Origin of the sequence: Cryobacterium sp. TMT1-62 (genome assembly GCF_004403145.1) — a bacterium.
In the GTDB taxonomy this organism is placed as follows: Bacteria; Actinomycetota; Actinomycetes; order Actinomycetales; family Microbacteriaceae; genus Cryobacterium; species Cryobacterium sandaracinum.
Genome location: NZ_SOGZ01000049.1, coordinates 47,935 through 71,483, shown reverse-complemented (window position 1 = coordinate 71,483; position 23,549 = coordinate 47,935). Strand labels below are relative to the sequence as shown.

The window sequence follows — 23,549 nt, the reverse complement described above, 5'->3', positions numbered from 1 at the left end:
GGGGCCGCCCCTCGGCCTCCGACCCGGAGTCGCAGAAAAATCGTGGAGTGCGAGCGGGCACTCGGCGGCAGGGGATAGCCACCCCCTGGCTATTCCTTGCCCCCTACCTGCTTCTGTTTGGCAGCTTCGTCGTCCTACCGGCAGTTTTAGGGGTGTGGATCAGTCTTCATTCCTGGGACTACACGTTGCCGAACAAACCCTTTGTCGGCCTCGACAACTACGTCGCCTTGTTCTCACCCGGATCGACGGTTTTTGGCCCGTTCTGGGGGTCCATGCGGGCCACCGGCATCTTCACGGTACTCAGCGTGCCATTGCTCCTGATCGTCCCGCTCGCCGTTGCCTTACTCATGAGCAGGAAGTTTCCCGGACGGGACTTTCTCCGAGCAATCTACTTCGCCCCCTACGTACTCGGCGTCGCCGTCATCTCGGTGCTGTGGCGATACCTGCTCGACAACAACATCGGGCTGGTGAACCACTATCTGGGACTCCTAGGACTTCCGGATGACACCGCTTGGACAACAACGACGCCCGCGGCCTGGGTCGCGCTCGTGGGAGTGACCGTCTGGTGGACGCTCGGATTCAACGCCGTCATTTACCTTGCCGGCCTTCAGGACATCCCGATCGAACTCTACGAAGCCGCACGTGTTGATGGGGCCGGACCGTGGATGCAGTTCCTGCACGTGACGATCCCCGGGCTCAAGCCCATCCTCTCGTTCATCACGATCATCACCCTTCTTGCATCCGCCAACATGTTTGGCCAGTCCTATCTCATGACTCAGGGCGGCCCCGGACGTGAAACGCGCACGGCCATATATCAGATCGCCGACGCGGGTCTGCGCAACTTTCAGATGGGCAGCGCCGCAGCGATGAGTTATGTACTGACCGTATTCCTCATGGCGATCAGTGCTTTTGTCTTCTACATCTTTCGCGAGAAACAGCCCAAGAAGCTCAAGAAGGAGGTGCGCTCGTGAACGCTCTCACGACCAGGATCAGTGCAGGTTCCCGTGCACGCAGTGCACGTCGACGGAGTGGCACAATCACTAGGGTCGTCGTTCTCGGCGCGATCGCAATCGCGTTCATCAGCCCGATCATCTTCATGATCGTGACCAGCTTCAAGACCCGGGCTGACGCAACGGCTATTCCACCGGCGTGGATTCCCAATCCAATTTCCGTACAAGCTTTCGCGTCTATCCTCGCTCCCGGGACTGCGACTCCGGTGCTGCAATGGTTCGCAAACAGCATGGTCGCAGCCGCCCTCAATGCCACGCTCGTCGTCGTCACGGCGTCATTGGCGGCGTATCCGCTCGCACGAATGCAGTTTCGCGGCAAGAATTTCGTCTTCGTCATCATCGTCGCGACATTGCTGGTGCCGCCGGTAATCCTGGTGATTCCCAACTACCTCATCGTGAGCGAACTGGGGTGGCTCAACTCGCTCGTCGCGATCATCATTCCCACGGCGGCGTCCGCATTCGGAGTGTTCTTCATGCGACAGTTCTTCGTCGGCCTGCCGATCGAGTTAGAGGAGGCCGCCCGGCTCGATGGGGCGAACCGATTCGTCATCTTCATGCAAGTGGTTCTGCCGCTCGCCAAACCCGCACTTGCAACACTCGCGCTGCTCGCCTTCCTCGGCAACTGGAACGACTTCCTCTGGCCCGTCTACGTCTTGTTCAGCCCGGAGATACAAACACTGCCAGCTGGACTGTCCACGCTTCAGTCCGCAAATGCGGTGCGCTACGACCTTTTGATGGCCGGCGCGGTTGTCGCGAGCGTGCCCGTGCTGGCGCTGTTCATCTTCCTTCAGCGCTTTATCATCGAGGGCGTTTCTCGCTCCGGAGTGAAGGGATAGCACGTGTTGACCTCTGCTCGCCGCGCAGCGGTAGCGTGTGTGGCTGGAGCCATCATGACCGCCTTCGCGGTGAGTGGCTGCACGGCGGCTCCGGAGCACTCGGCACCTCCGGCGTCTGCCGCAGCAGGCGCTGCGGTACTCAACACGAATTTCGCAGACCCCGACGTGGTGGAGGTCGACGGCACTTATTTCGCGTATGCCACCAACGACAACAACCGCAACGTGCAGGTCGCCTCCTCCACCGATCTCCTCGATTGGGAGGTGTTACCGGACGCGTTGCCGGATCTCCCAAGCTGGATTATTCCGGGAAAGACCTGGGCGCCTGAGGTGACGAGACTCGCCGATGATTCATTCGTCATGTACTTCACGGCGACGAATTTTGCGCCAACGCTGCAGTGCATTGGTGTAGCCACTGCCAGCGACCCGGCCGGACCGTTCATCGTTCAGAGCGACGCCATGATCATCTGTCCAGAAGACGAAGGCGGCGCGATCGATGCAAGCACCGTGCTCATCGACGACGCCTTGTACCTCGTCTGGAAAAATGACGGTAACTGTTGCGACCTCGACACCTGGATTCAGGCGGCCACGCTCTCTCCCGACGGGCTCAGCATCACGGGCGATCCCATCAGGATCCTGAAGCAAACCGAGGATTGGGAGGGCAACCTTATCGAGGCTCCCACCATTGTGGTCCGAGGTACAGGACTCCTGATGCTCTACTCCGCTAACTCTTACGGAGACGACCGATATGCGGTCGGTGCTGCAACGGCTGCCTCAATCGATGGCCCGTGGACGAAGGAAACGGGTCCGATCCTCTCGACCGAAGGGTCGGGGGGCCTATATCGCGGCCCTGGTGGCCAAGACCTGGTCTTTGGTCTGAATGGCAAGGACTATCTCGTCTTCCACGGGTGGGACACGGACTACACGTACCGCGCACTTCACGTTGCCGAGACCGAATGGGACGCCGACATTCCTCGGGTCCTGACCCCCGAGTAACCCAATTGGGGTGCGACCTTTCTTTCGCGGCGCCATCCTGGCGCCGTGGCCGAACCGAGTCGTGGATGGAAAGTACACATTCGGTGGTGTCGAGCAACAGCTCAGCATCACCGAGCCGTCGAGGGGTCACGCTCTCCATGGACTCGTGTCCTGGTTGAACTTTGCAGTGGTCAGGCAGGCGGCCGATCGGCTCGTCCTCGCGGCAACCGTCGAAGCGCAGCCTGGATACCCCCACCGGGTGACGCTGGAGGTGGATTTTGCGCTTGACGCCGGTGGCCTTCGAACGGCAGTTACGGCAGTGAATGCCGGTCCAAATGCCGCCCCTTTTGGCGTCGCTCCGCACCCGTACCTTGTTGCCGGCGATGGCCGCGTCAACGACTGGACGCTGGAGCTCGCAGCCCAGCGAATCCTGACCGTGACTCATGACCGCCTCATACCCCTTCACCTCTGTGATCTCGATGCTGGTGATCTTGCCGTGTTTGACTTCCGCACGCCGCGGACTATCGATGACACCTCCATCGACCATGGATTCACTGGCTTCGACCGGGACGATGAAGGCATGGCGACACTTCGATTGACGACGACCGCGGGCAGTGGAGTGGAAATGATCTGGGGTCCCGAATGCCCGTGGGTTCAGGTGCATACGGCTGATCAATTAGTACCCTCGATCGACAGAATTGGACTCGCCGTTGAACCAATGACCTGTCCGCCGGATGCGTTCAACTCTGGAATGAACCTGAACGTTCTTGAGCCATCCGGCTCAACGCGCGCCTCCTGGACGGTTCGTGCAATCGACCAGCTATGCAGACCGCTCCGGAATTGACGCGACTCGCGTCGCCGAATGACCAAACCGGCACAATAGCGCTTGACCGACGATTTCACATACGTTCTGACGCGGGGGTTGCTGAACGCCCGATAGCCGAACGGCTAGCGGCCGTTCCGTCGTAAGAGCGAATGCCTCGGTGCCCACCTCGGTGCCCACCTCGTGGTGTCGACGAGGCACCCCTGACGCTGGCAGGGGGCAATGCGCAACCCGAATTCGGTCGCATCCTCGCAGTGGCGGGTCATGTGCGATCGTGATAGATCTGGGACATGCACATTTTCCGCGCAGCCTGAGACTCTGCCCGGACATTCACCGTAAATGCACCTCCGAAAGTGAGGGCGGATCTTCCGTCTTTCATGGTCAAAATTTAGGGAGTGAAAGAAATGAAAGCAGTCGTTTATAAAGGCCCCAACGCGGTCAACGTTGAAGACGTTCCGGATGCCAAGATCGAACGCCCCACTGACGTTCTTGTTCGCATCACAGCGACAAATATTTGCGGTTCCGATTTGCACATGTACGAGGGACGCACCGATTTCGAAGTCGGGCGCACCTTTGGTCACGAGAACATGGGTGAGGTCATCGAGATCGGAAACGGCGTCGACGCCGTCAAGGTCGGCGATCGGGTCGTGCTGCCATTCAATATTTCCTGCGGGTTTTGCAAGAATTGCGAACGCGGTTTCACGAACTACTGCATGACCACTCAACCAAACCCGGTCGGCGCGGGCGCCGCCTACGGCTTCGCTGGCATGGGTCCGTATCCCGGCGGGCAGGCCCAAATGCTGCGTGTGCCCTACGGCGATAACAACTGCTTGCGCCTGGGTGAAGACGCGGTAGAAAAGCAAAACGATTACGTGATGCTGTCGGACATTTTCCCTACCGGTTACCACGCTACCGAGATGGCCGGAGTGATCCCCGGTGACACGGTCGTGATTTACGGTGCGGGTCCAGTCGGACTGATGGCCGCCCTGTCCGCCACGATCAAGGGCGCGAGTAAAGTCTGGGTCGTGGATCGACGCCCTGACCGGCTGGCCCTCGCCGAGCAGATCGGTGCGATCGCCATTGATGACTCGAAGATGGACCCGGTTGAGTTCGTTTTGGACCAGACCAAGGGTATCGGCGCGGACCGGGGGTGTGAATGCGTGGGTTATCAGGCCCACGACCCCCAGGGCACCGAAGATCCCGCCATGACTCTGAATCGGCTGATCCAGTCCGTGCGCATCACCGGGGGAATCGGCGTTGTCGGAGTCTTCCTTCCGGCAGATCCCGGCGGCTTCGACGATAACGCCAAGCAGGGCAAACTTGCCATTGATTATGGCCTGCAGTGGCTCAAGGGTCAAAGCATAGGCAGCGGACAATGCCCGGTGAAGAAGTACAATCGGCAGTTGCGCGACCTGATCGCCGCGGGCAAAGCCAAGCCATCCTGGATCGTTTCCCACGAGATCCCCCTCAGCAAAGCCGCGGATGCCTACAAGAACTTTGGCGAACGCACCAACGGTTGGACCAAAGTCATCCTCAAGCCGGAGTAGGCCAACCGATCCTTCGTTGGGTATCCGCGCGTGCGCCGCCGCACGGCTACCCGGGATGAGGGCAGCAGCGCGTTCCGCGATGGCGACGACGGCGGCATCCGTGTTGCCGGACATTGCCGAGGGCATAATCGAGGCGTCTGCGACACGCAGTCCGACGATTCCGTGCACCCGCAATTCCGGGGGGCAGCGGCCCGACCGTCATCGGACCGTCGGTGCCCCGGATCAAGGCCCTCCGTCGTCTCACCACGCCGATCGTGCTTCCATGCTCGGCAACATGGTGCCGATTTGCGCGGCGGTGGACCGGCCGCGGTCATCGACCACGCGACCATCGGCCAGGAGGATGATGCGGTCGGCACAGCTGGCGGCCTGCAGCGCGGCGATGATCTGCGTCTGGCTGAGTCGCAGCGCCTCTTCCCAGGCGGTGGCGAACGCATCCGAGGTCACCACCTGTTCGGCCGACGAGGCCGCCACGTGCGATCGAGATCGCCCGCCACACCTTCCGAAATCGGCCGAAGGCGACGAGGTCGGAGCCGGTGCGCGACGACATGCGTCACGCCTGCGGCGAACAGAGGCACTCATTTCAGGGTTCGCTCGTTACTCTCAATGTATCGGCGCCACAACTGCCCTGGCGCCAAGGGAGCGATCACATGTTTGAGAGATTTACCGACCGAGCTCGACGCGTCGTTGTTTTGGCCCAGGAAGAGGCCAAAATGCTCAACCACAATTACATCGGTACTGAGCACATCCTGCTCGGCCTGATCCACGAAGGCGAGGGAGTTGCGGCCAAAGCCCTCGAGAGCCTGGGTATTTCCCTCGACGCCGTGCGTGAGCAGGTGCAGGACATCATCGGTCAGGGCCAGCAGCAGCCGACGGGGCACATCCCGTTCACGCCGCGCGCCAAGAAGGTTCTCGAACTGAGCCTGCGCGAAGCACTGCAGCTCGGCCACAACTACATCGGCACCGAGCACATTCTGCTCGGCCTCATCCGCGAGGGTGAAGGCGTTGCCGCCCAGGTGCTCGTCAAGCTCGGCGCCGACCTCAACCGGGTGCGCCAGCAGGTCATCCAGCTCCTCTCTGGTTACCAGGGCAAGGAGCAGGTGCAGGTCGGCGCGAACGAGCAGGCGAGCGGTCCGGCGGGCAGCCAGATTCTCGACCAGTTCGGGCGCAACCTCACGCAGGCCGCCCGCGACAACAAACTCGACCCGGTCATCGGGCGCGAGAAGGAGATCGAGCGGGTCATGCAGATCCTGTCCCGCCGGTCCAAGAACAACCCGGTTCTGATCGGTGAGCCCGGAGTCGGCAAGACCGCCGTCGTCGAGGGTCTCGCCCAGGCCATCGTCAAGGGCGATGTACCCGAGACGCTGAAAGACAAACAGCTTTACTCGCTCGACCTCGGCTCGCTCATCGCCGGAAGCCGCTATCGCGGTGACTTCGAGGAGCGGCTGAAGAAGGTCACCAAGGAGATCCGCACCCGCGGCGACATCATCATCTTCATCGACGAGATCCACACCCTCGTCGGTGCCGGTGCCGCTGAGGGCGCCATCGACGCGGCCAGCATCCTGAAGCCTCTCCTCGCCCGAGGCGAGCTGCAGACCATCGGTGCCACCACGATCGACGAGTACCGCAAGCACTTCGAGAAGGATGCCGCGCTCGAGCGACGCTTCCAGCCGATCCAGGTGGCCGAGCCGTCTCTGCCCCACACCATCAATATCCTCAAGGGGCTGCGCGACCGGTACGAGGCGCACCACAAGGTCTCGATCACCGACGGCGCTCTCGTGGCCGCGGCGAACCTGGCCGACCGCTACGTCTCCGACCGGTTCCTGCCGGACAAGGCCATCGACCTGATCGACGAGGCCGGCGCCCGCCTGCGCCTGTCGATCCTGTCCAGCCCGCCCGAGCTGCGCGAATTCGACGAGAAGATCGCCGTGGTGCGCGCCGCCAAGGAGACCGCCATCGAGGAGCAGGACTTCGAGAAGGCCGCCGGCCTGCGCGACGAGGAGAAGAACCTCCTCGGCGAGCGTTTGCGCCTCGAGAAGAAGTGGAAGTCGGGCGACGTCAAGACGACCGCCGTCGTCGACGAGGGCCTGATCGCCGAGGTTCTGGCCCAGGCCACCGGCATCCCCGTCTTCAAACTCACCGAGGAGGAGTCCTCGCGGCTCGTCTTCATGGAGAAGGCGCTGCACCAGCGCGTCATCGGTCAGGAAGAGGCCATCTCGGCGCTCGCCAAAACCATCCGTCGCACCCGTGCCGGACTGAAGGACCCGAAGCGCCCGAGCGGTTCGTTCATCTTCGCGGGCCCCACCGGCGTCGGAAAGACCGAGCTGGCCAAGGCGCTCGCCGAGTTCCTCTTCGACGACGAGGCCGCCATGATCTCCCTCGACATGAGTGAGTACGGCGAGAAGCACACCGTGTCCCGACTGTTCGGCGCCCCTCCCGGGTTCGTCGGCTTCGAAGAGGGCGGCCAGCTCACCGAGAAGGTGCGCCGCAAGCCGTTCTCCGTGGTGCTGTTCGACGAGATCGAGAAGGCCCACCCTGACATCTTCAACTCGCTCCTGCAGATTCTTGAAGAGGGCCGATTGACGGATGGCCAGGGTCGCGTCGTCGACTTCAAGAACACCGTGATCATCATGACCACGAACCTCGGCACCAAGGACATCAGCGGCGCGCCCGTCGGTTTCCAACTCGAGGGTGACACGTCCACCGGTTACGACCGGATGAGCGGCAAGGTGAAAGAGGAGCTGAAGAAGCACTTCAAGCCCGAGTTCCTCAACCGCGTGGACGAGATCATCGTCTTCCCGCAGCTGACCAAGCCGGAACTGCTCCAGATCGTGGACCTGTTCATCAAGCGCTTGAGCGAGCGCCTGCTCGACCGCGACATGACCGTGGACCTGACCCTCGCCGTGAAGGAGCACTTGATCGAGGTCGGCTTCGACCCCGCACTCGGTGCCCGTCCGTTGCGCCGTGCGATCCAGCGCGAGGTGGAGGACCGCCTGTCGGAAAAGATCCTGCAGGGCGAGCTCAACGCCGGCGACCACGTGCACGTGGATTACGTGGGTGGGGAGTACATCTTCACCACGACGGTGCGCGCCTCCGCCGTAGCCGTCGGCGTCAACACCACGGCCGCAATCGGCACGGGGCCGGGCTCACCCGACCTCGCGGTGACCAGCGAGTAGCGGTAACCCGTTGGACAGGGCCCGGCGGAAACATCCGCCGGGCCCTGTCTCGTGCTCGCCCGGCCCCGACTCCCTGACGAATTCGGCGGAGATTTTGCTCCTGCGGGCCTGTTTCGGGCTCAAAACGGGCAGGCTCGGCAAAATCTCCGTCGAATTCGCTCCCCCCACAGCTGCCTAGACTGAGCTGGTTGGTTCGCGTGAGTGAACCGAGAGAGATCGGTGGACAGCGAATGCAGGAGTTTTTGGTGCGCCGGGCACGCACCACCGATGTGCCCCGAATCCAGGCGCTCGTGGCGCCGCTGGTGCAGGAGCGCATTCTGCTCGGCAAGGAAAGCGTCGTCTTCTATGAGGCGGTGCAGGAATTCCGGGTGGTCGAGGATGCCGACGGCACTCTGATCGGCTGCGGCGCCCTGCACGTGATGTGGGAGGACCTGGGCGAGGTGCGCACCCTCGCCGTGACCGCCGACCGGCTCGGCCACGGCGTCGGCCACGCGCTGATGGACCGGCTCGAAGCGGATGCTCGCGAGCTCGGGCTCAGCCGCCTCTTCTGCCTGACCTTCGAGGTGCCATTTTTCGCCCGGCACGGCTTCACCGACATGGGCTCCGAAACGGTCGACCCGCAGGTGTACGCCGAGCTCGTGCGCTCGCACGATGAGGGTGTCGCCGAGTTCCTCGACCTGGCCCGGGTCAAGCCGAACACGCTCGGCAACACCCGGATGGTCAAGCGGCTCGACTGACCGTCTGAAAGCTGACCGCAGTGGGCAGAAGACAGCGAGAGACTACCCGTTCAGGTGCCGCTCAGGTGAGGGTAGTTCTGGAGATTTCTGCTCATCCGAGCGAAACGCTCAAATTCACTGATTGTTACTTCGCAGGTAGCGCACTGGCAACACCGCGTCCGTAGCATGGCGATCACTGTCGATCGTTAATAGCTGAGGAAAACTATGTCGCCTGCACCGAACAGCCGTCTGAAACTGGCTTTTTCTGCTCTACTCGGAGTGGGGCTGGTCGCCAGCCCCCTGGTGGCTCTGCCCGCCTTCGCCGACGTCGGCGGCACCGGGGTCGTGATCAACGAGGCCTACCTGAACGGCGGCAGTACGGGAGCGACCTACCTCAACAAGTTCGTCGAGCTCTACAACCCCACGGACGCTGCCGTCTCCCTCGACGGCACCTCGCTGCAGTATCGGTCGGCCACAGGCGCGGCGAACCCGTCCGGCACGCTTGCACTGAGCGGCTCGATCCCCGCCAAGGGGTACTACCTGGTGCAGGGAACGGCCAACTCGACCAGCGGCGCGGCGCTGCCCACCCCCAACGCCACCCTCGGCTTCTCTTTCGGCGGCGGAGGCGGAACCCTCTTCCTCGCCAGCCAGGCCGCGCAGCTGACGGCCCCGGCCACGGGATCCCTCCTCAATGCCCCGGGCGTCATCGACCTACTCGGCTACGGCACGTCGCTCACGTTCGAGACCACGGTGGCGTCCGCCGCATCCGTCACCACCGCGCTCACCCGCGCCACGGGCCTCGACACTGACGTCAACTCGGCCGACTTCATCGTCGCGGCTCCCACCCCGACGAACGCCGCAGGCGAGGCCGCGGCGACCCCGGTCGACCCGACCGCGACGCCCACCGCGACGCCCACCCCGACGCCCACCCCGACGACTCCGCCCGTGCCTGCCGCCGCCCTTGCGATCAACGAGATCCAGGGCTCCACGGATGCCGGCGCCCAGACCGGTAAGGTCGTCACGACGACCGGCGTCGTCACCGCCACATATCCCACGGGCGGTTTCAAAGGCTTTTACCTGCAGACCCCCGGCACCGGCGGCGCGGTCGACCTGACCACGCACACCGCGTCCGACGGCCTCTTCGTCTACACGAACGCACTGGCCGCCCCGGTCACGGCAGGCGACTACGTCTCCGTCACCGGCACCGCGAGCGAGTTCTTCGGCCTCACCCAGATCACGATCACCGCGCTCAGCGACGTGACCGCGTTGGACAAGGCCGGGATCGTCGGCCCGGTGCCGGCCACGGTCGGCCTCCCGTCAACGGATGCCGCACGTGAGTCTCTCGAGGGCATGCTCGTCTCCCCGCAGGGCGACTTCACCGTCACCAACAACTACGCGACCAACCAGTACGGCGAGATCGGCCTCGCGGCCGGAACCACCCCGCTCGTCGGCCCGACCGTCACCGCCCGCCCGGGAACGGACGCGTACACCGCGGCCGTCGCCGGCAATAAGGCGCGCGCGGTCACCCTCGACGACGGCGCCACCACCAACTTCTTGTCCAGCATCAACAAGGACAAGCCCGTTCCCTACCTTTCGACGACCAGCCCGGTGCGCATCGGCGCGGCCGTCACGTTCGCGACGCCGGTCATCCTCGACTTCCGCAACAGTGCCTGGAAGTTCCAGCCGACCACCGAACTGGTGCCTGCGACCGCCGCAGCCGTGCAGCCCGCAACCTTCGCCGACACCCGCACCGCGGCACCTCGATCGGTGGGCGGCGACATCCGTCTGGCCACCTTCAACGTGCTCAACTACTTCGCCACCACCGGGGACTCGATCACCGGCTGCAGCTACTACACCGACCGGGCCGGCACACCGATCACGGTCAACAGCGGATGCGACGCCCGCGGCGCGGCCACCCAGGTCAGTTTCGAGCGCCAGCAGGCAAAGATCGTCTCGGCGATCAACGCCCTCGACGCCCACGTCATCACGCTGGAAGAGATCGAGAACTCGGCCCGCTTCGGCAAGGACCGCGACTTCGCCCTCGCCAACCTCGTCACCGCCCTGAACACCGACGCGGGCAGCCCGGTTTGGGCGTTCGTACCCTCACCGGCCGCCCTCCCGGCCAGCGAAGATGTCATCCGCACCGCATTCATCTACAAGACCGCCGCGGTCGAAACCGTCGGCGGATCGACCATCTTCGACGACGCCGCGTTCGTGAACGCCCGCCAGCCGCTCGCCCAGGCGTTCCAGTTGGTCGGCGACGCCGGCAGCAGCTTCCTCGCGATCGTCAACCACTTCAAGTCGAAGGGTTCTGGAACCGGCGCCGACGCCAACACCGGCGACGGCCAGGGAGCCTCGAATCTGTCCCGCGTGAACCAGGCGACCGCGCTCGTCAAGTTCGCCGACACGCTGAAGACCAGTACCGGCATCGCGCGCGTCTTCCTCACCGGTGACTTCAACGCCTACGACCAGGAAGACCCGATCAAGGTCATCACCGACGCGGGCTACCTCAGCCAGGAGGCCAAGAGCGGCGAGTACACCTACGCCTTCGGTGGCACCGTCGGCTCGCTCGACCACGTGTTCGCGTCACCCGAGGCAAATGCCGCGGTCACCGATGTGGACGTCTGGAACATCAACTCGGTCGAGTCCGTTGCGCTCGAGTACAGCCGCTACAACAACAACGTCACCGACTTCTACGTGGCCGACGCGTTCCGCTCGTCGGACCACGACCCGGCGATCGTCGGCTTGGACCTCGCCAGCCCCACCGACGTCGACATCAACCTGCTCAACATCAACGACTTCCACGGGCGCATCGACGGCAATACGGTGAAGTTCGCCGGAACGATCGAGCAGCTCCGCGCGGAATACGGAGACGCGTCCACTTTGTTCCTCTCCGACGGTGACAACATCGGCGCCTCCCTGTTCGCCTCGGCGTCGCAGGGCGACAGGCCCACCATAGATGTGCTGAACGCGCTCGGCCTCAAGACCTCGGCCGTGGGCAACCACGAGTTCGACCAGGGCTTCGCCGACCTCACCGGGCGCGTCGCCGACGCCGCCGACTTCGACTACCTCGGCGCGAACGTCTACCTGCTCGGAACGACGACCCCGGCGATGCAGGAATATGCGATCTTCGACGTCGACGGCGTCTCGGTCGGTGTGATCGGCGCCGTCACCAAGGAGACCCCGGCGCTGGTGTCGCCGAACGGGATCGCCAGCCTGAGCTTCGGTGACCCGGTAGCCGCGGTCAACCGGGTCTCGGCCCAGCTCACCGACGGTGACCCGGCCAACGGCGAAGCCGACGTGCTGATCGCCGAGTACCACGAGGGTGCCAGCGCCGGAACGCCGGACAACGCGACCCTCGAGCAGGAACTCGCCCTCACCGACAGTGCGTTCGCAGTGATCGTCACGCAGACCTCAGCCGAAGTCGACGCGATCTTCACCGGCCACACGCACAAGCAATACGCGTGGAACGCACAGTTGCCCGGTGCGCCCGCCGGCATCACCCGCCCGGTGCTTCAGACCGGCAACTACGGTGAGAACATCGGCCAGGTCGTGCTGAACTACGACATTGCCTCCGGTGACACCACGACCGTGAAGAACCAGAACGTCAAGCGCTCGGTCACCGCCGACGCCACCCTGGTCGCCGCCTACCCGCGGGTCGCCTTGGTGAAGACAATCACGGATGCCGCGCTCGCCCAGGCGGCCGTCATCGGCAACCAGCCGATCGGCTCCGTCACCGCCGACATCACCCGCGCCTGCCTCGGTGGCACCGCACCGTGCGCGGAGAACCGGGCCGCACCATCGGCGATGGGCACCTTGGTGGCCAACTCGCTGCGCGAATCGCTGGCTGACCCGCTCAAGGGCGGCGCCGAAATCGGCGTGGTCAACCCCGGCGGCATGCGCGCCGAGCTGCTACTCGCACCGGACGGCGTCGTCACCTACGCCGAGGCCAACGCGGTGCTGCCGTTCCTGAACAACCTGTGGACGACCAGCCTCACCGGGGCCCAGTTCAAGACGGTTCTGGAGCAGCAGTGGCAGCGTGACGCGGCCGGCAACATCCCGAGCCGTCCGTACCTGCAGCTGGGCCTCTCCGACAACGTCAACTACACGTTCGACGCGAGCCGGACCGAGGGTGACCGCATTACGGGCATCTGGATCAACGGCTCGGCAATCGACCCGGCGCGCTCCTACCGGGTCGGCTCGTTCAACTTCTTGCTCACCGGAGGCGACAACTTTCGGGAGTTCAAGAACGGAACGGGCACGCGCGACTCCGGTCTCGTCGACCGGGACGCGTGGATCTCCTACATCACGGCCAAGAGCCCGCTGACGCCGTCGTTCGCCACCCGCCAGGCCAGTGTCACGGGTGTCCCGACCGTGGCGGTCGAGCGCGGCGCCTCGGTCACGTTCACCGTGGGCAACCTGAACCTGAGCTCGCTCGGCGCGCCGAAGAACACGGCAATGTCGTTGGTCTGGGCCGGCAGCAGTGCCGGACTGGGAACGGCAGCCGTTGACGCAACGGGTGCGGCGACGGTCACCGTCACGGTGCCGCAGGATGCCGCGGCGAACAGCGTGCTCGAACTCACCACCACGGAGTCAGGCACGATCGTGCGGGTGCCGATCACGGTCGTTGTGCCGGTTCCGCCGACGACTGAACCGGTCGCCGCCAGCCCGAAGGCGCTGACCAAGGCACTCAAGAACGCGATCGTCACGGACGCGGCCACGTATGCCGCGGGTGCCCCGGTCACGGTCGACGTCGGAGTGGCGCGTGCCGGTGAGTTCGTCTCCGTATCGCTGCAGTCCAAGCCAGTGGAGAACCTGGGCGGCTGGCTGCTGGTGAACGCGCAGGGTGAGGTCAGAACGACCCTGCCGGCCGACACCCGTGCGGGCAAGTACAAGCTGGTCGTTCAGGACGAGAACGATAACGTGCTCGGCTGGACCGAGATCAGGGTCGACAAGGCGCCGCGCGGCCGGTAGTACCGCCCGGAGCAAACCGGACCGGCGCGGAACCGAGCCTCTCGAGGTCGGCCGCGCCGGTTCGGCGTTTCCCGCCCGACACGCGCACGACACGCACAGCATTGCCGGCGGCGTCGGTATACCTCGCTAGCCTTGGGTAATGTCGACGATCAAACATCCGGTCGGCCCCCAGTCCAGCAAGGTGTACTGGCGCCGTCGTCTCGTGGTGGGCCTCGGCCTGCTCATCGTGCTCGCCCTCCTCATCCTGGTCATCTCGTCCATCGTGCGCCCGGCCGCCGGCGCCGGTGTGCCCGACAGCACTCCGGCGCCCGCGGCCGAGGCGGCCGGAGCGGAGGTCTCCGCCTCCGACCCGGCGGCCGACCCGGCCGCGTGCGACCCCGCATCCGTGCAGATCGAAGCGACCACCGACGCGGTCAGCTACGAACCGGGGGCGCAGCCGATGCTCTCGCTCAGCGTCACCAACATCGGCGACGTGCCGTGCGTGCTGAACGCGGGTACGGCGACGCAGGTGTTCACGGTGTCGAGCGGCACGGATGTCTACTGGACGTCGACCGACTGCCAGCAGGAGCCAGGCGACGCCGACGTCAGCCTGCAGCCGGGTGAACCCGTGAGTTCCGGCGAAGCGATCGCCTGGGATCGCACCCGTTCGAACCCGGACACCTGCGGCGAAGCCAGCCGCGATGCCGCGCCGGCCGGCGGAGCGGCCTACAACCTGACCGTGAGCGTCGACGGCATCGAGTCGGTGAACCCGAAGCAGTTCTTCCTCTCCTGATACCGGCCCGGCCGCCGTTCGCTCGTGGCGTGCCCCCCAAGGGTCGGATTCGGCGTGTCACTACCGCGCCAACTGGTTGAATGGAAGCCGTGACTGACGCTACTCCACCGACGCATTCCCCTGCCCTCGCTGCCGCTCTGGCCGCCCAGGATGTGGTCGCTGTGGCCTATGCCCTGCGCAACGACGTGATGATCGTGCCGCAGCTGGTCGTCAACGGGCAGGCGGAACAGGTGCGGGTCTTCGGCCGTGAAGGCACCGACCGCCGGATGCTGCTGCTCTTCTCCTCCGCCGAGAACTACGCCCGCATGGTTCCCGACGAGATCGATCCGCAGATCATGGTCGGTGACGCACAGTGGCTTCGCGAATTCCTCACCGTGCACCAGCAGGTGCTCGAGATGGTGTTCTTCGACGTCGCCGGTCCCCATGTCATGCAGGCCGCACCGGCGGACCTGATGCGCGCCCTCGGCCCGCTGCCCGGCGAGGAAGAAACCGGCACGAGCGAACCCGGCCGGTAGCGCCCGATTGACCCCCTCAGGCTGGGGGTCCCCAGACCCCCGGCCGCGGAGTCGGCCCGCGCTAGGCTGGCGCTAGACAGTGTTCGGCCCGCTCCCGAAGCGGAATCCGACGGACTTTTCACGGTCAGCATTCAGCCTGTCAGGGAGCAGGTCAATGTGGTGGAGACCGAACAGGGTCTGACCGATGCCCGCCTCGCGGGCGTCGAGCGACAGTACTGGATCGACCGCAATGTCGCCCTCCGGGACGCCGAGGCCTGGCTAGCCGAGTTCGGCGACGGGGAGCACGGAGCGACTGCGCGACGGCTGCAGGTTGTCGTCGCGGCTGTGCGCATCCGTCGCGGCGACCCGAGTCAGAGCGCCGTTGACGTGCAACAGATCCTGAGCTGGGCGGAGCAGCACGGCGAGCTCGCCCTGCAGTCGCGCTGTCACGACGTGCTCGGTTCCGTGTTCGAGATGGTGGGCGACCGCGCCCTGGCCCTGGAACACGCCGTCGCCGCGAACGACCTGCTCGAGGAGTCGGAGGTTCCACTCATGCGTGCAGCCGCCCGCAAGTGCCTGGCCGACGCGCTCGGCTCGGCCGGGTCCCTCGACGAGGCGCGCCGCCGCTACGACGATGCCCTCCGCCTCGTGATCGATGACCCCGAGACCATCATCCGCTACAACATCCTGAACAATCTCGCCTACACCGAATACCTGGCCCACAACCAGGTCGAGGCCCTCGCGGCCGTGGAACAGCTGATCGGCCTGTCCGAGGTGGGCGACCGACAGATCGGCATGTACGCCCTCGACACGGTCGCGCGCGTCTACCTGACGGCGGGGCGGCTGGACGAGGCGGAAGCGAAGCTGCTGCCGGCTATGGACCCGGCCGTGGGCAACCTGCATCCCGACGGGTCCGCAGTGGCCCTGGTCACGCTGGCCGAGATCTATCGCACGCAGGGCAATCTGGCCCGAGCGCAGACCGTCATCGACCGGTGCCGCGAGCTGTCCCAGCGGTTCGGGCTCACCCGCTGGTCGACGGAAGCGGCAAGGGAGCAGGCCGAGATCCATGCGGCCAACGGCGATTTTCGCGCCGCGTTCGAGGCGTACCGGCACTTCCACGAACAGTCCGAGGCGCTCGGTGCGAGCGAGAACGAGTCGCGCGGGCGCATCCTCGAGGCCATGTTCCAGACCGCGGAGTCCCGCCGAGAGAGCGAGCGGTACCGAGAGCTGGCTGAGCGCGATCCGCTCACCGGGCTGCACAACCGCCGGTTCGTCGACGAACATCTCAGCGCCGCGCTGATGCGCCTGCGCGAGGGTGGGCCGAGCGTGGCCATCGCCATGGTCGACCTCGATCACTTCAAGCGCATCAACGACACGCTGTCGCATGAGGTCGGCGACACTGTGCTCCGCGAGGTGGGCAGCATCCTGATCGCCGCTGCGGCATCCGCGGCCGACGGCATCGCCGCACGCCTGGGCGGCGAGGAATTCCTGCTGATCATGCCGGGGATTGACGCCACCGAGGCGCACCGGCGTTTCGAGGCGGTCTGCCGCTCGATCGCTGATCACGACTGGTCGCCGATCACCGGCGCCCTGCCGGTGACCGCGAGTCTCGGGATTGCCCTGGCGCCTGCCGACGGCCAGCAGAGCTCGGACCTGCTGCGCGCCGCCGATGTGCGTCTGTACGTGGCCAAACGCGACGGTCGCAATCGGGTCGTTCACGCCGCCATCGTCTCCACGTCGACCCCGGAGGCGGAACTGCTCGAGGCCCGATGATCACGGTGGGTCGGGCTTCCCGCTGGTCGAGCGCCCGGTGGTTGAGCTTGTCGAGACCTCGGTGACCCGAACCTGCCGCTCGCCCGGGACATCCGTGGCGGCCCGCGCCGGATGCTCCCTGCTAGAACGCGCGGTCGAGCTCGGCGTCCCGTGCGGACTGGCCGGTCGCGATCGCCGCGGCGACCGCGGTGCCGATCGCGCCGGCCTCGGCATCGAGTCGGATGGTGAAGCCGAGCCGGGCGGCCTCGGCTGCGCGCAGCTTGGCCGCTGACACCGGTCGCACCTCGCCGGCGAGGCTGATCTCGCCGAACGCCACGGCCCCTTGAGCGATCGGCTTGTCCTTGAACGCGGACGCGATGGCGAGGGCGATGGCGAGGTCGGCGGCCGGTTCGGTGAGACGGATGCCGCCTACGGTCGACACGTAGACATCCATGCTGCCCAGCCCCGACAGGCTCGCCCGGCGCTCGAGCACCGCGAGGAGCATCGCCACCCGTGAGGAGTCCACCCCGTTGGTGACGCGGCGGGGGTTCGGGGCCTGGGTCTTGATCACCAGAGCCTGCACTTCGACCGGCATCGCCCGGCGGCCCTCGAGTGCCACCGTGACGCAGGTGCCGGACACGGGGGTGGAGCCGCGGCTGAGGAACAGCGCGCTCGGGTCGGGCACCTCGGCGATGCCGTCGCCGGTCATCTCGAAGCAGCCCACCTCGTCGGTCGAGCCGAACCGGTTCTTGAGCGCCCGCACGAAGCGCAGCGCGCTCTGCCGGTCGCCCTCGAACTGGCACACTACGTCGACAAGGTGTTCGAGCAGGCGGGGGCCGGCGATCGAGCCGTCTTTGGTGACGTGCCCGACGAGCAGGATGGGCAGGTTGCGGTCTTTGGCCACCCGGATCAGCGTGGAGGCCACCTCCCGCACCTGGCTGGGCATGCCCGCGAGGCCGTCGGAGAGCGAGCTGGCCACCGTCTGCACCGAGTCGACGATGACGAGGTTGGGTTGAATGGCGTCGATCTGGCCGAGGATGGTGGCCAGGTCGGTCTCGGCGGCGATGTACAGCTCGGGTTGCAGCGCCCCGGTGCGCTCGGCGCGCAACCGCACCTGGCTGACCGATTCCTCGGCGCTGACGTAGAGCACGCGGGACTTGGCGGCCGCTGCCTTGGAGGCCACCTCGAGCAGCAGTGTCGACTTGCCGACGCCGGGCTCGCCGCTGAGCAGGATGACCGAGCCAGGCACGATGCCGCCACCCAGCACCCGGTCGAACTCGGCGATGCCGGTAGGCCAGTGCGAGACGGCCGTGGTGTCGACGTGAGTGATCGGGCGGGCGACGCCCGCGCCGGTGACGCTGGCCGGCTTGAGCGCGCGGGCCAGGCTCGCCTTCTCGGTGGTGTCCACCACGGTGCCCCACTGCTGGCATTCGCCGCAGCGGCCTGCCCACTTCAGGGTGGTCCAGCCACACTCGGTGCAACGGAAGGAGGAAACGGGTCTGGCCATTCTGCGAGCCTAGCTCGGGCCGCTGACACCACCCGATTCCGAAGTGTTCGCCACCGGAGTCGACGCGGGTTCCGGCGTGGGGGAGGGCAGGCCGGCCGGCACGGCCGAGGGCAGGCCGGCAGCCGCGTGTGCCGATGAGGGCAGGCCGGCAGGCGCGTTGGGGGCATCCGGCCCGGCCAGGTCGGCAGGCCGGATGCCCCGCACCAGATGAGCGCTCAGCGCCGGAACGAACGCCTCGGCCCAGGCCCGGTAGCCGCGGTTATTGGGGTGGAACAGGTCGCCCGCGACGTGTGTGGCGACGCTGCGCAGCCCGAGCCGCTTCGTCGTGGCGTGGAGCGGCACCACGCGTAGCTGGTACTCCGCGGCCACCTGGCGGATGATGCGGTTGGCGACGGCGACCATCCGTTCGTTGCGGGGCAGGTGGAAGCAGGGCAGGTCGGCGACCAGGGCGTGCGGGGGCAGCGCCGCGCAGACCTGCCGGATGCCGGCCTCGAAGACGGCGGCGTCCCAGAGGGCGATGTCGTTGGCGCCGATCGCGACCGTGACGATGTCCGGGGTGAGCTTCGCGAACGTGGGCAGCTGGTCGCGCACAGCCATTTCGACGGTGGCGCCCGACACGCTCAGGTTCACCACGCGCACCGAGCGGCCGGTGGAGAGACGGATGTGGTCGGTCAGGATTCCGACATAGCCGCGGTGCGGGGAACTCGCCCCGATCCCCTGCGCGGCACTGTCTCCGATGACGGCGTAGATCAGCTCGCCCTTGTCTTTCGCGCGGGCGCGCCACCAGAGAGAGTGCACCGGCAGGGTCTCATTGAGAATCACCGAGCTCTCGGCGATGCGACGCTGGAAGCCCCGGTAATTGACCACGGCGGCGGCGCCGAGGCCGGCCGCTGTGGCCAGGGTTCCGGCAGTGAGGGCAAGGGAACGGAGCCTGTGGTTCACGGTGATCACCCGGTGAGAATACCGCTTCGTGCTGGGTTCTCGTCGTTCAGGGCCGTTCGCGGCCGTTCAGACACGGATGTTCGCCGCCGCGATTCGCGCAAGGCTCCCGATTTCAACTAAACTCTCCCTCGGTACCGTGTCCGAGCGGCCGAAGGTGCAACTCTCGAAAAGTTGTGTGGGGGAGACTCCACCGTGGGTTCAAATCCCACCGGTACCGCCACAGAAAACCCCCTGCAGCCCTGTGTTTCACTGGGACTCAGGGGGTTTTTTCTCGCCGGGATTTCCCCAGCGGTAACGCAGCGGTAACGGAACATCTGTGAGCGGGTGTGAGCGGGTGTGAGCAAGTGCGAGTTGAGGCATGCGGTGGATGGTGACGCACGCACCGGGTGGCCCGCACCTTCCTGGCGACGATCTCCATGGTGCGCTGTGGCGGATCGAGAGCAGTCGAATCGACGTCCTCGCATCGGTCACGGCGAGCCCGGTGCGCTGCCGGTGAGCGCGGGGGGATACGCGTCCTCGACACGCCCGACGTGTCTGGGAATAAGCTGTGTGGCCGCTATCTCCGAAATGCACACTCATACACATTCACCCTCGCCGGTAGGTGTACGTGTACGTGTCCGGAAGCGGTGCGACCCATGCGAGACAAGGGGAGCGGGCATATCCAGCTTCAACGGTCGGACACATTCTCGCGGCGACAACTCAAGTTCAGGACCCCCCCCGGGCGCGCACAGATTCAAGGGAGTTGGGAGGAGGGTGCACATCTGTACACATACTTATCGTGGGCGCGAGCAGAGTCGCTAGGATTGTCGATCCGGCGGTACAAACGGCAGACGCGGTCCGTCCACCCGAGATCCGCGTAAATCCGCGGAGGTTAAGGGAAATTCGCAGGGTTTTCGGTTTTTCAAAAGCGGTACATCGCCGGTGCTTTTCCGGAGGGCTCGCGCCTGACGCACGACGACCGCCACGTCTGAACGCATGATGTGCTAACAAACTGCTCTTAAGGCAGGGAGCCGGAGCCACCGGAACTTAGTCGCACTATCAGAGGCGAGTGCCGTCGTTCTTGTTCCAATCTGGAGGCCACTCCTTGCGCGCAGCGTCCACCCACTCCGGTGACCTGTCTGGCCAACCTGTCGGCAGTGTGTCCCTTTGAACGTAGTAATGGCTTCGGTGCTCCGCGCCGCCCGTCCCCAGCACAGCTCCCCCAGGAGTGCGGCGCCAGGCGCGCCATACTTGTCCTCGCTCGGCGGTCTCGACCACGAATCGAAGATCAAGTCCGCCAAAAAGCACTTCGCCGCGATCGGCATCGACGACTACGCAAAGTCGAGCCCGGAGAATTGGAATCTGTGATGCATATGCGCCGGCGTCGATCGATTTGAAGGGTGATTCCCCGCTAGTTGTTTGCATAGTCATTGCCGGTTTGCTGCCCGAGTCACCAGAGACGGGCCTCCGCGAATTTCCCGGTTCTGATGTGCTCAAGACTCGTTGCCAGAATCAAACGTTGCCAGCGGAGCGCTACCGGGATTGAAGCTCAGGTTGGGCGATCCTCATGCCAATCTGGGTACACGCCAGCTTGACGTCAGATCGCGCCGCGAAACCCGTCCAGTTGGAATGGAATTTGTATTTGCTGACAGCCCTCGTGTTCGGCTCTTAGAGTTCAACCTGACAGATCGGGTGGGCATATGACAGGTCAGCGAATCGGCTATGTGCGCGTGAGCACCCTCGATCAGAGCACGGCCCGTCAGCTCGACGGTGTCGACGTCGACAAGGTCTTCGAGGACAAGGCCTCAGGTAAAGACGTGAACCGGCCCGAGCTGGAACGGATGATCGATTTCGCCCGAGACGGTGACACGGTGCTCGTTCACTCGATGGACCGCCTTGCCCGTAATCTCGATGACCTTCGTGCGATCGTGCGCCGGCTCACAGCGAAAAAGGTGCGCGTCGAGTTCGTCAAGGAGCAGCTCACCTTCACCGGCGACGACAACGCGATAGCAACGCTTCTGCTGAACGTGATGGGAGCGTTCGCGGAGTTCGAGAGATCTCTGATCCGTGAACGTCAGCGCGAAGGTATCAATCTGGCAAAGCAGCGAGGCGCGTACCGCGGCCGCACACCATCGCTGGACGCCAAGAATGCTGCCGAGTTGCGCGAGAAGGCCGCTGACGGCGTCCCGAAAGCTGCTCTCGCTCGCCACTATGGCATCAGTCGAGAGACCGTCTATGCCTACCTTCGCGCCGTGGTTTGAACGTCGCGTTGTGCAGGCGTCCTTCAACAGCTGACCGCGGTGTCCAAGGCGCTGTGATGGTTGCCTTTTATCTGCTCCACTCTGTTTGAAGGTCCTCACAGGGGAAGGCACCGCGAGCGACATTCGTTGGGAGCAGACCTGTCGCGTGCATTTATGCCTGCGAGTTTCGTGAGGTTAGTGAAAATCCGCGAGTTGCGGTCAGCTCTCGTGGGGGGTGTCAGTCGCGATGATGCGGATCATGGTCCAAGACACCGGTGGCAACGAGATCGTGGCGATCCCGGCAGCAACGACGACGGTTAGGTTGGCTGCCGGCCGGACGCGGTCTGGATCGTTAATCGTGTTGGCCGCGTTCAGATCAGGGTCGCTCAGGGTTTGAGCGGTGACGGACACATTCTCGCCGAGGTGGGTGAGGTCGATGGTGACGTCGGCTGCTTCCTCTTCGGACCTGTTCACCAGGTACACGGCTCCGCTGCCGGCGTCGTCGTTCCACGCTGCTACCGCGTCGATCACGGGTACCGTGCCGTACCGCACGGTCTCGTAGGAGTCGCTCTGCAGTTGCACGTCGACGGCCCGGCCGACCGCCGACGCCGAGGTGGCCGCGAACGGGAAGAAGGTGGTCTGTCGCCAGGCGGGTCCACCGGGCGCCGTCATGATCGGTGCGATCACGTTCACCAGCTGGGCGAGCGACGCGCTGGTGACCCGGTCGGCGTGCTTGAGCAGTGAAATCAGCAGGCTGCCAAAGACCACAGCGTCGGTGACGGTGTAGACGTCTTCGAGAAGGCGGGGAGCTGTGGGCCAATTGTCGACGCCCTCGATCTTGTCGACGTTCTCGAATCGCGTGTTGTACCAGATGTTCCATTCATCGAAAGAGAGCTGGATGCGCTTGGAGCTGCCGCGCACGGCACCGACGTGGTCGGCGGTCGCAACGACTTGCTCGATGAAGCGGTCCATGTCGACGCCGGAGGCTAGGAAACTGGCGCGGTCGCCGAGGTCCTCGTAGTAGGCGTGGCAGGAGATGAAGTCGACATCGTCGTAGGCGTGCCCTAGCACGACCCGCTCCCATTCCCCGAAGGTCGGCATGGTCGAGCTCGACGAACCGCAGACCACCAGCTGCAGGTCGGGGTCGAAGGCGTGCATCGCTTTCGCCGTTTGTGAGGCGAGCTTGCCGTAGTCATCTGCAGAGCGGTGCCCGATCTGCCACGGGCCGTCCATCTCGTTGCCGAGACACCACATCCGCACATCGAAGGGAGCCTCGCGGTCGTTCTGCCGACGCTGGTCCGCAAGCGCGGTGCCCTGCGCGAGGTTGGCGTATTCCAGCAGGTCGAGGGCCTCGGCGGTGCCGCGGGTGCCCAGGTTGACGGCCAACATCAGGTCGCTACCGACCGAGTCGAGCCAGTTCTGGAATTCGTGCAGACCCACCTCATTCGACTCCGTGGAGTGCCACGCCAGGTCGAGGCGGGCCGGGCGCTGCTCGATCGGCCCGACGCTGTCTTCCCAGCGGAAACCCGACACGAAATTGCCACCGGGGTAGCGAATTGTCGTGACTCCGAGCTCCTTGACCAGCTCGATGACGTCTTGCCGAAAGCCCTGGGCATCCGCGGTGGGATGGCTCGGTTCGTAGATGCCGTCGTAGACGGCTCGGCCGAGGTGTTCGATGAACGAGCCGAACAAGCGTCGATCGATGGCACCGATGGAAGCGCGGGGGTTTAGGGTCAAATGGGCGTGCGACATCGCAGATCCGTTTCGTCAATGGGTGGGTGGAAGGAAAGCGGGTGTATGGGGGAGGGAGAG

At 65.1% G+C, this 23,549-nt stretch carries 16 protein-coding genes, 1 tRNA gene and 1 pseudogene; 13 read left to right on the top strand and 5 right to left on the bottom strand.

The features are described 5' to 3' along the window. Window positions 1-47 precede the first annotated feature (47 nt). From E3T34_RS15185 to E3T34_RS15165, 5 genes are all read left to right on the top strand, one after another. The gene (locus E3T34_RS15185; RefSeq protein ID WP_241973064.1) at window positions 48-971 is read left to right on the top strand and encodes a carbohydrate ABC transporter permease; all 924 of its coding nucleotides are present in this window, start codon (window positions 48-50) and stop codon (window positions 969-971) included. Continuing rightward, on the top strand, window positions 968-1,846 hold the full coding sequence (locus E3T34_RS15180) for a carbohydrate ABC transporter permease (protein WP_233191484.1): 879 nt from the start codon (window positions 968-970) through the stop codon (window positions 1,844-1,846). Before E3T34_RS15185 ends, E3T34_RS15180 begins: the two co-directional genes overlap by 4 nt. A gap of 54 nt (window positions 1,847-1,900) precedes the next feature. After that, a complete protein-coding gene (locus E3T34_RS15175; RefSeq protein WP_104102419.1) occupies window positions 1,901-2,839 on the top strand; it encodes a glycoside hydrolase family 43 protein in 939 nt (312 codons plus the stop codon). A 10-nt stretch (window positions 2,840-2,849) separates the two neighbouring features. Next, complete coding sequence (locus E3T34_RS15170; protein WP_255570946.1) at window positions 2,850-3,662, top strand: aldose 1-epimerase family protein; 813 nt, start codon at window positions 2,850-2,852, stop codon at window positions 3,660-3,662. 383 nt (window positions 3,663-4,045) lie between these two features. Next, entirely contained in the window at window positions 4,046-5,188 is a 1,143-nt protein-coding gene (locus tag E3T34_RS15165) for a glutathione-independent formaldehyde dehydrogenase (protein WP_134343463.1), read from the top strand. 78 nt (window positions 5,189-5,266) lie between these two features. Here E3T34_RS15165 and E3T34_RS16795 read toward each other — a convergent pair. Next, window positions 5,267-5,356 (bottom strand): annotated as a pseudogene (locus tag E3T34_RS16795) (GMC oxidoreductase); the annotation flags it as partial. A 72-nt stretch (window positions 5,357-5,428) separates the two neighbouring features. Next, window positions 5,429-5,659, bottom strand: coding sequence for a hypothetical protein (locus E3T34_RS15155; protein ID WP_134343450.1), 231 nt, complete (start codon window positions 5,657-5,659; stop codon window positions 5,429-5,431). 176 nt (window positions 5,660-5,835) lie between these two features. Between E3T34_RS15155 and E3T34_RS15150 the strand changes: the two genes are divergently transcribed. The 6 genes from E3T34_RS15150 to E3T34_RS15125 all read left to right on the top strand — a co-directional run bounded on the left by E3T34_RS15150 (window position 5,836) and on the right by E3T34_RS15125 (window position 17,090). Beyond that, a complete protein-coding gene (locus E3T34_RS15150) occupies window positions 5,836-8,361 on the top strand; it encodes an ATP-dependent Clp protease ATP-binding subunit (protein WP_104102410.1) in 2,526 nt (841 codons plus the stop codon). A gap of 230 nt (window positions 8,362-8,591) precedes the next feature. Beyond that, a complete protein-coding gene (locus E3T34_RS15145) occupies window positions 8,592-9,098 on the top strand; it encodes an amino-acid N-acetyltransferase (RefSeq protein WP_104102407.1) in 507 nt (168 codons plus the stop codon). Between the two features lie 204 nt (window positions 9,099-9,302). Next, entirely contained in the window at window positions 9,303-14,051 is a 4,749-nt protein-coding gene (locus E3T34_RS15140) for an ExeM/NucH family extracellular endonuclease (RefSeq protein WP_134343449.1), read from the top strand. Between the two features lie 139 nt (window positions 14,052-14,190). Next, window positions 14,191-14,823, top strand: a complete 633-nt coding sequence (locus E3T34_RS15135; protein ID WP_104102402.1) for a hypothetical protein — start codon at window positions 14,191-14,193, stop codon at window positions 14,821-14,823. An 89-nt stretch (window positions 14,824-14,912) separates the two neighbouring features. After that, window positions 14,913-15,338 carry a dehydrogenase gene (locus E3T34_RS15130; RefSeq protein WP_233191481.1) on the top strand — a complete coding sequence of 142 codons (426 nt, stop codon included), beginning with the start codon at window positions 14,913-14,915 and terminating at the stop codon, window positions 15,336-15,338. A gap of 156 nt (window positions 15,339-15,494) precedes the next feature. Then, window positions 15,495-17,090, top strand: coding sequence for a GGDEF domain-containing protein (locus E3T34_RS15125; protein ID WP_104102396.1), 1,596 nt, complete (start codon window positions 15,495-15,497; stop codon window positions 17,088-17,090). 121 nt (window positions 17,091-17,211) lie between these two features. Here the strand turns inward: E3T34_RS15125 and radA are convergent, their stop codons facing one another. Together radA and E3T34_RS15115 are read right to left on the bottom strand one after the other, a co-directional pair. Next, window positions 17,212-18,576 carry a DNA repair protein RadA gene (radA, locus tag E3T34_RS15120; protein ID WP_104102393.1) on the bottom strand — a complete coding sequence of 455 codons (1,365 nt, stop codon included), beginning with the start codon at window positions 18,574-18,576 and terminating at the stop codon, window positions 17,212-17,214. A gap of 9 nt (window positions 18,577-18,585) precedes the next feature. Next, window positions 18,586-19,527: an SGNH/GDSL hydrolase family protein gene (locus tag E3T34_RS15115; RefSeq protein WP_241977427.1), complete on the bottom strand. Its 942-nt coding sequence runs from the start codon at window positions 19,525-19,527 to the stop codon at window positions 18,586-18,588. A gap of 121 nt (window positions 19,528-19,648) precedes the next feature. Here E3T34_RS15115 and E3T34_RS15110 point away from each other — a divergent pair. Together E3T34_RS15110 and E3T34_RS15105 are read left to right on the top strand one after the other, a co-directional pair. Further along, a tRNA-Ser gene (locus E3T34_RS15110) sits at window positions 19,649-19,738 on the top strand. Window positions 19,739-21,197: 1,459 nt separating this feature from the next. Beyond that, window positions 21,198-21,758 carry a recombinase family protein gene (locus E3T34_RS15105; protein WP_134343448.1) on the top strand — a complete coding sequence of 187 codons (561 nt, stop codon included), beginning with the start codon at window positions 21,198-21,200 and terminating at the stop codon, window positions 21,756-21,758. Between the two features lie 198 nt (window positions 21,759-21,956). Here the strand turns inward: E3T34_RS15105 and E3T34_RS15100 are convergent, their stop codons facing one another. Next, window positions 21,957-23,489, bottom strand: coding sequence for an alpha-N-arabinofuranosidase (locus E3T34_RS15100; protein ID WP_134343447.1), 1,533 nt, complete (start codon window positions 23,487-23,489; stop codon window positions 21,957-21,959). Between the last annotated feature and the right edge of the window lie 60 nt (window positions 23,490-23,549).

Coding starts and splice junctions, on each gene's coding strand:
- E3T34_RS15100 (WP_134343447.1), bottom strand. CDS start 23,489: ATGTCGCACGCCCATTTGACCCTAAACCCCCGCGCTTCCATCGGTGCC.
- E3T34_RS15135 (WP_104102402.1), top strand. CDS start 14,191: ATGTCGACGATCAAACATCCGGTCGGCCCCCAGTCCAGCAAGGTGTAC.
- E3T34_RS15165 (WP_134343463.1), top strand. CDS start 4,046: ATGAAAGCAGTCGTTTATAAAGGCCCCAACGCGGTCAACGTTGAAGAC.
- E3T34_RS15140 (WP_134343449.1), top strand. CDS start 9,303: ATGTCGCCTGCACCGAACAGCCGTCTGAAACTGGCTTTTTCTGCTCTA.
- E3T34_RS15105 (WP_134343448.1), top strand. CDS start 21,198: ATGACAGGTCAGCGAATCGGCTATGTGCGCGTGAGCACCCTCGATCAG.
- E3T34_RS15175 (WP_104102419.1), top strand. CDS start 1,901: ATGACCGCCTTCGCGGTGAGTGGCTGCACGGCGGCTCCGGAGCACTCG.
- E3T34_RS15150 (WP_104102410.1), top strand. CDS start 5,836: ATGTTTGAGAGATTTACCGACCGAGCTCGACGCGTCGTTGTTTTGGCC.
- E3T34_RS15145 (WP_104102407.1), top strand. CDS start 8,592: ATGCAGGAGTTTTTGGTGCGCCGGGCACGCACCACCGATGTGCCCCGA.
- radA (WP_104102393.1), bottom strand. CDS start 18,576: ATGGCCAGACCCGTTTCCTCCTTCCGTTGCACCGAGTGTGGCTGGACC.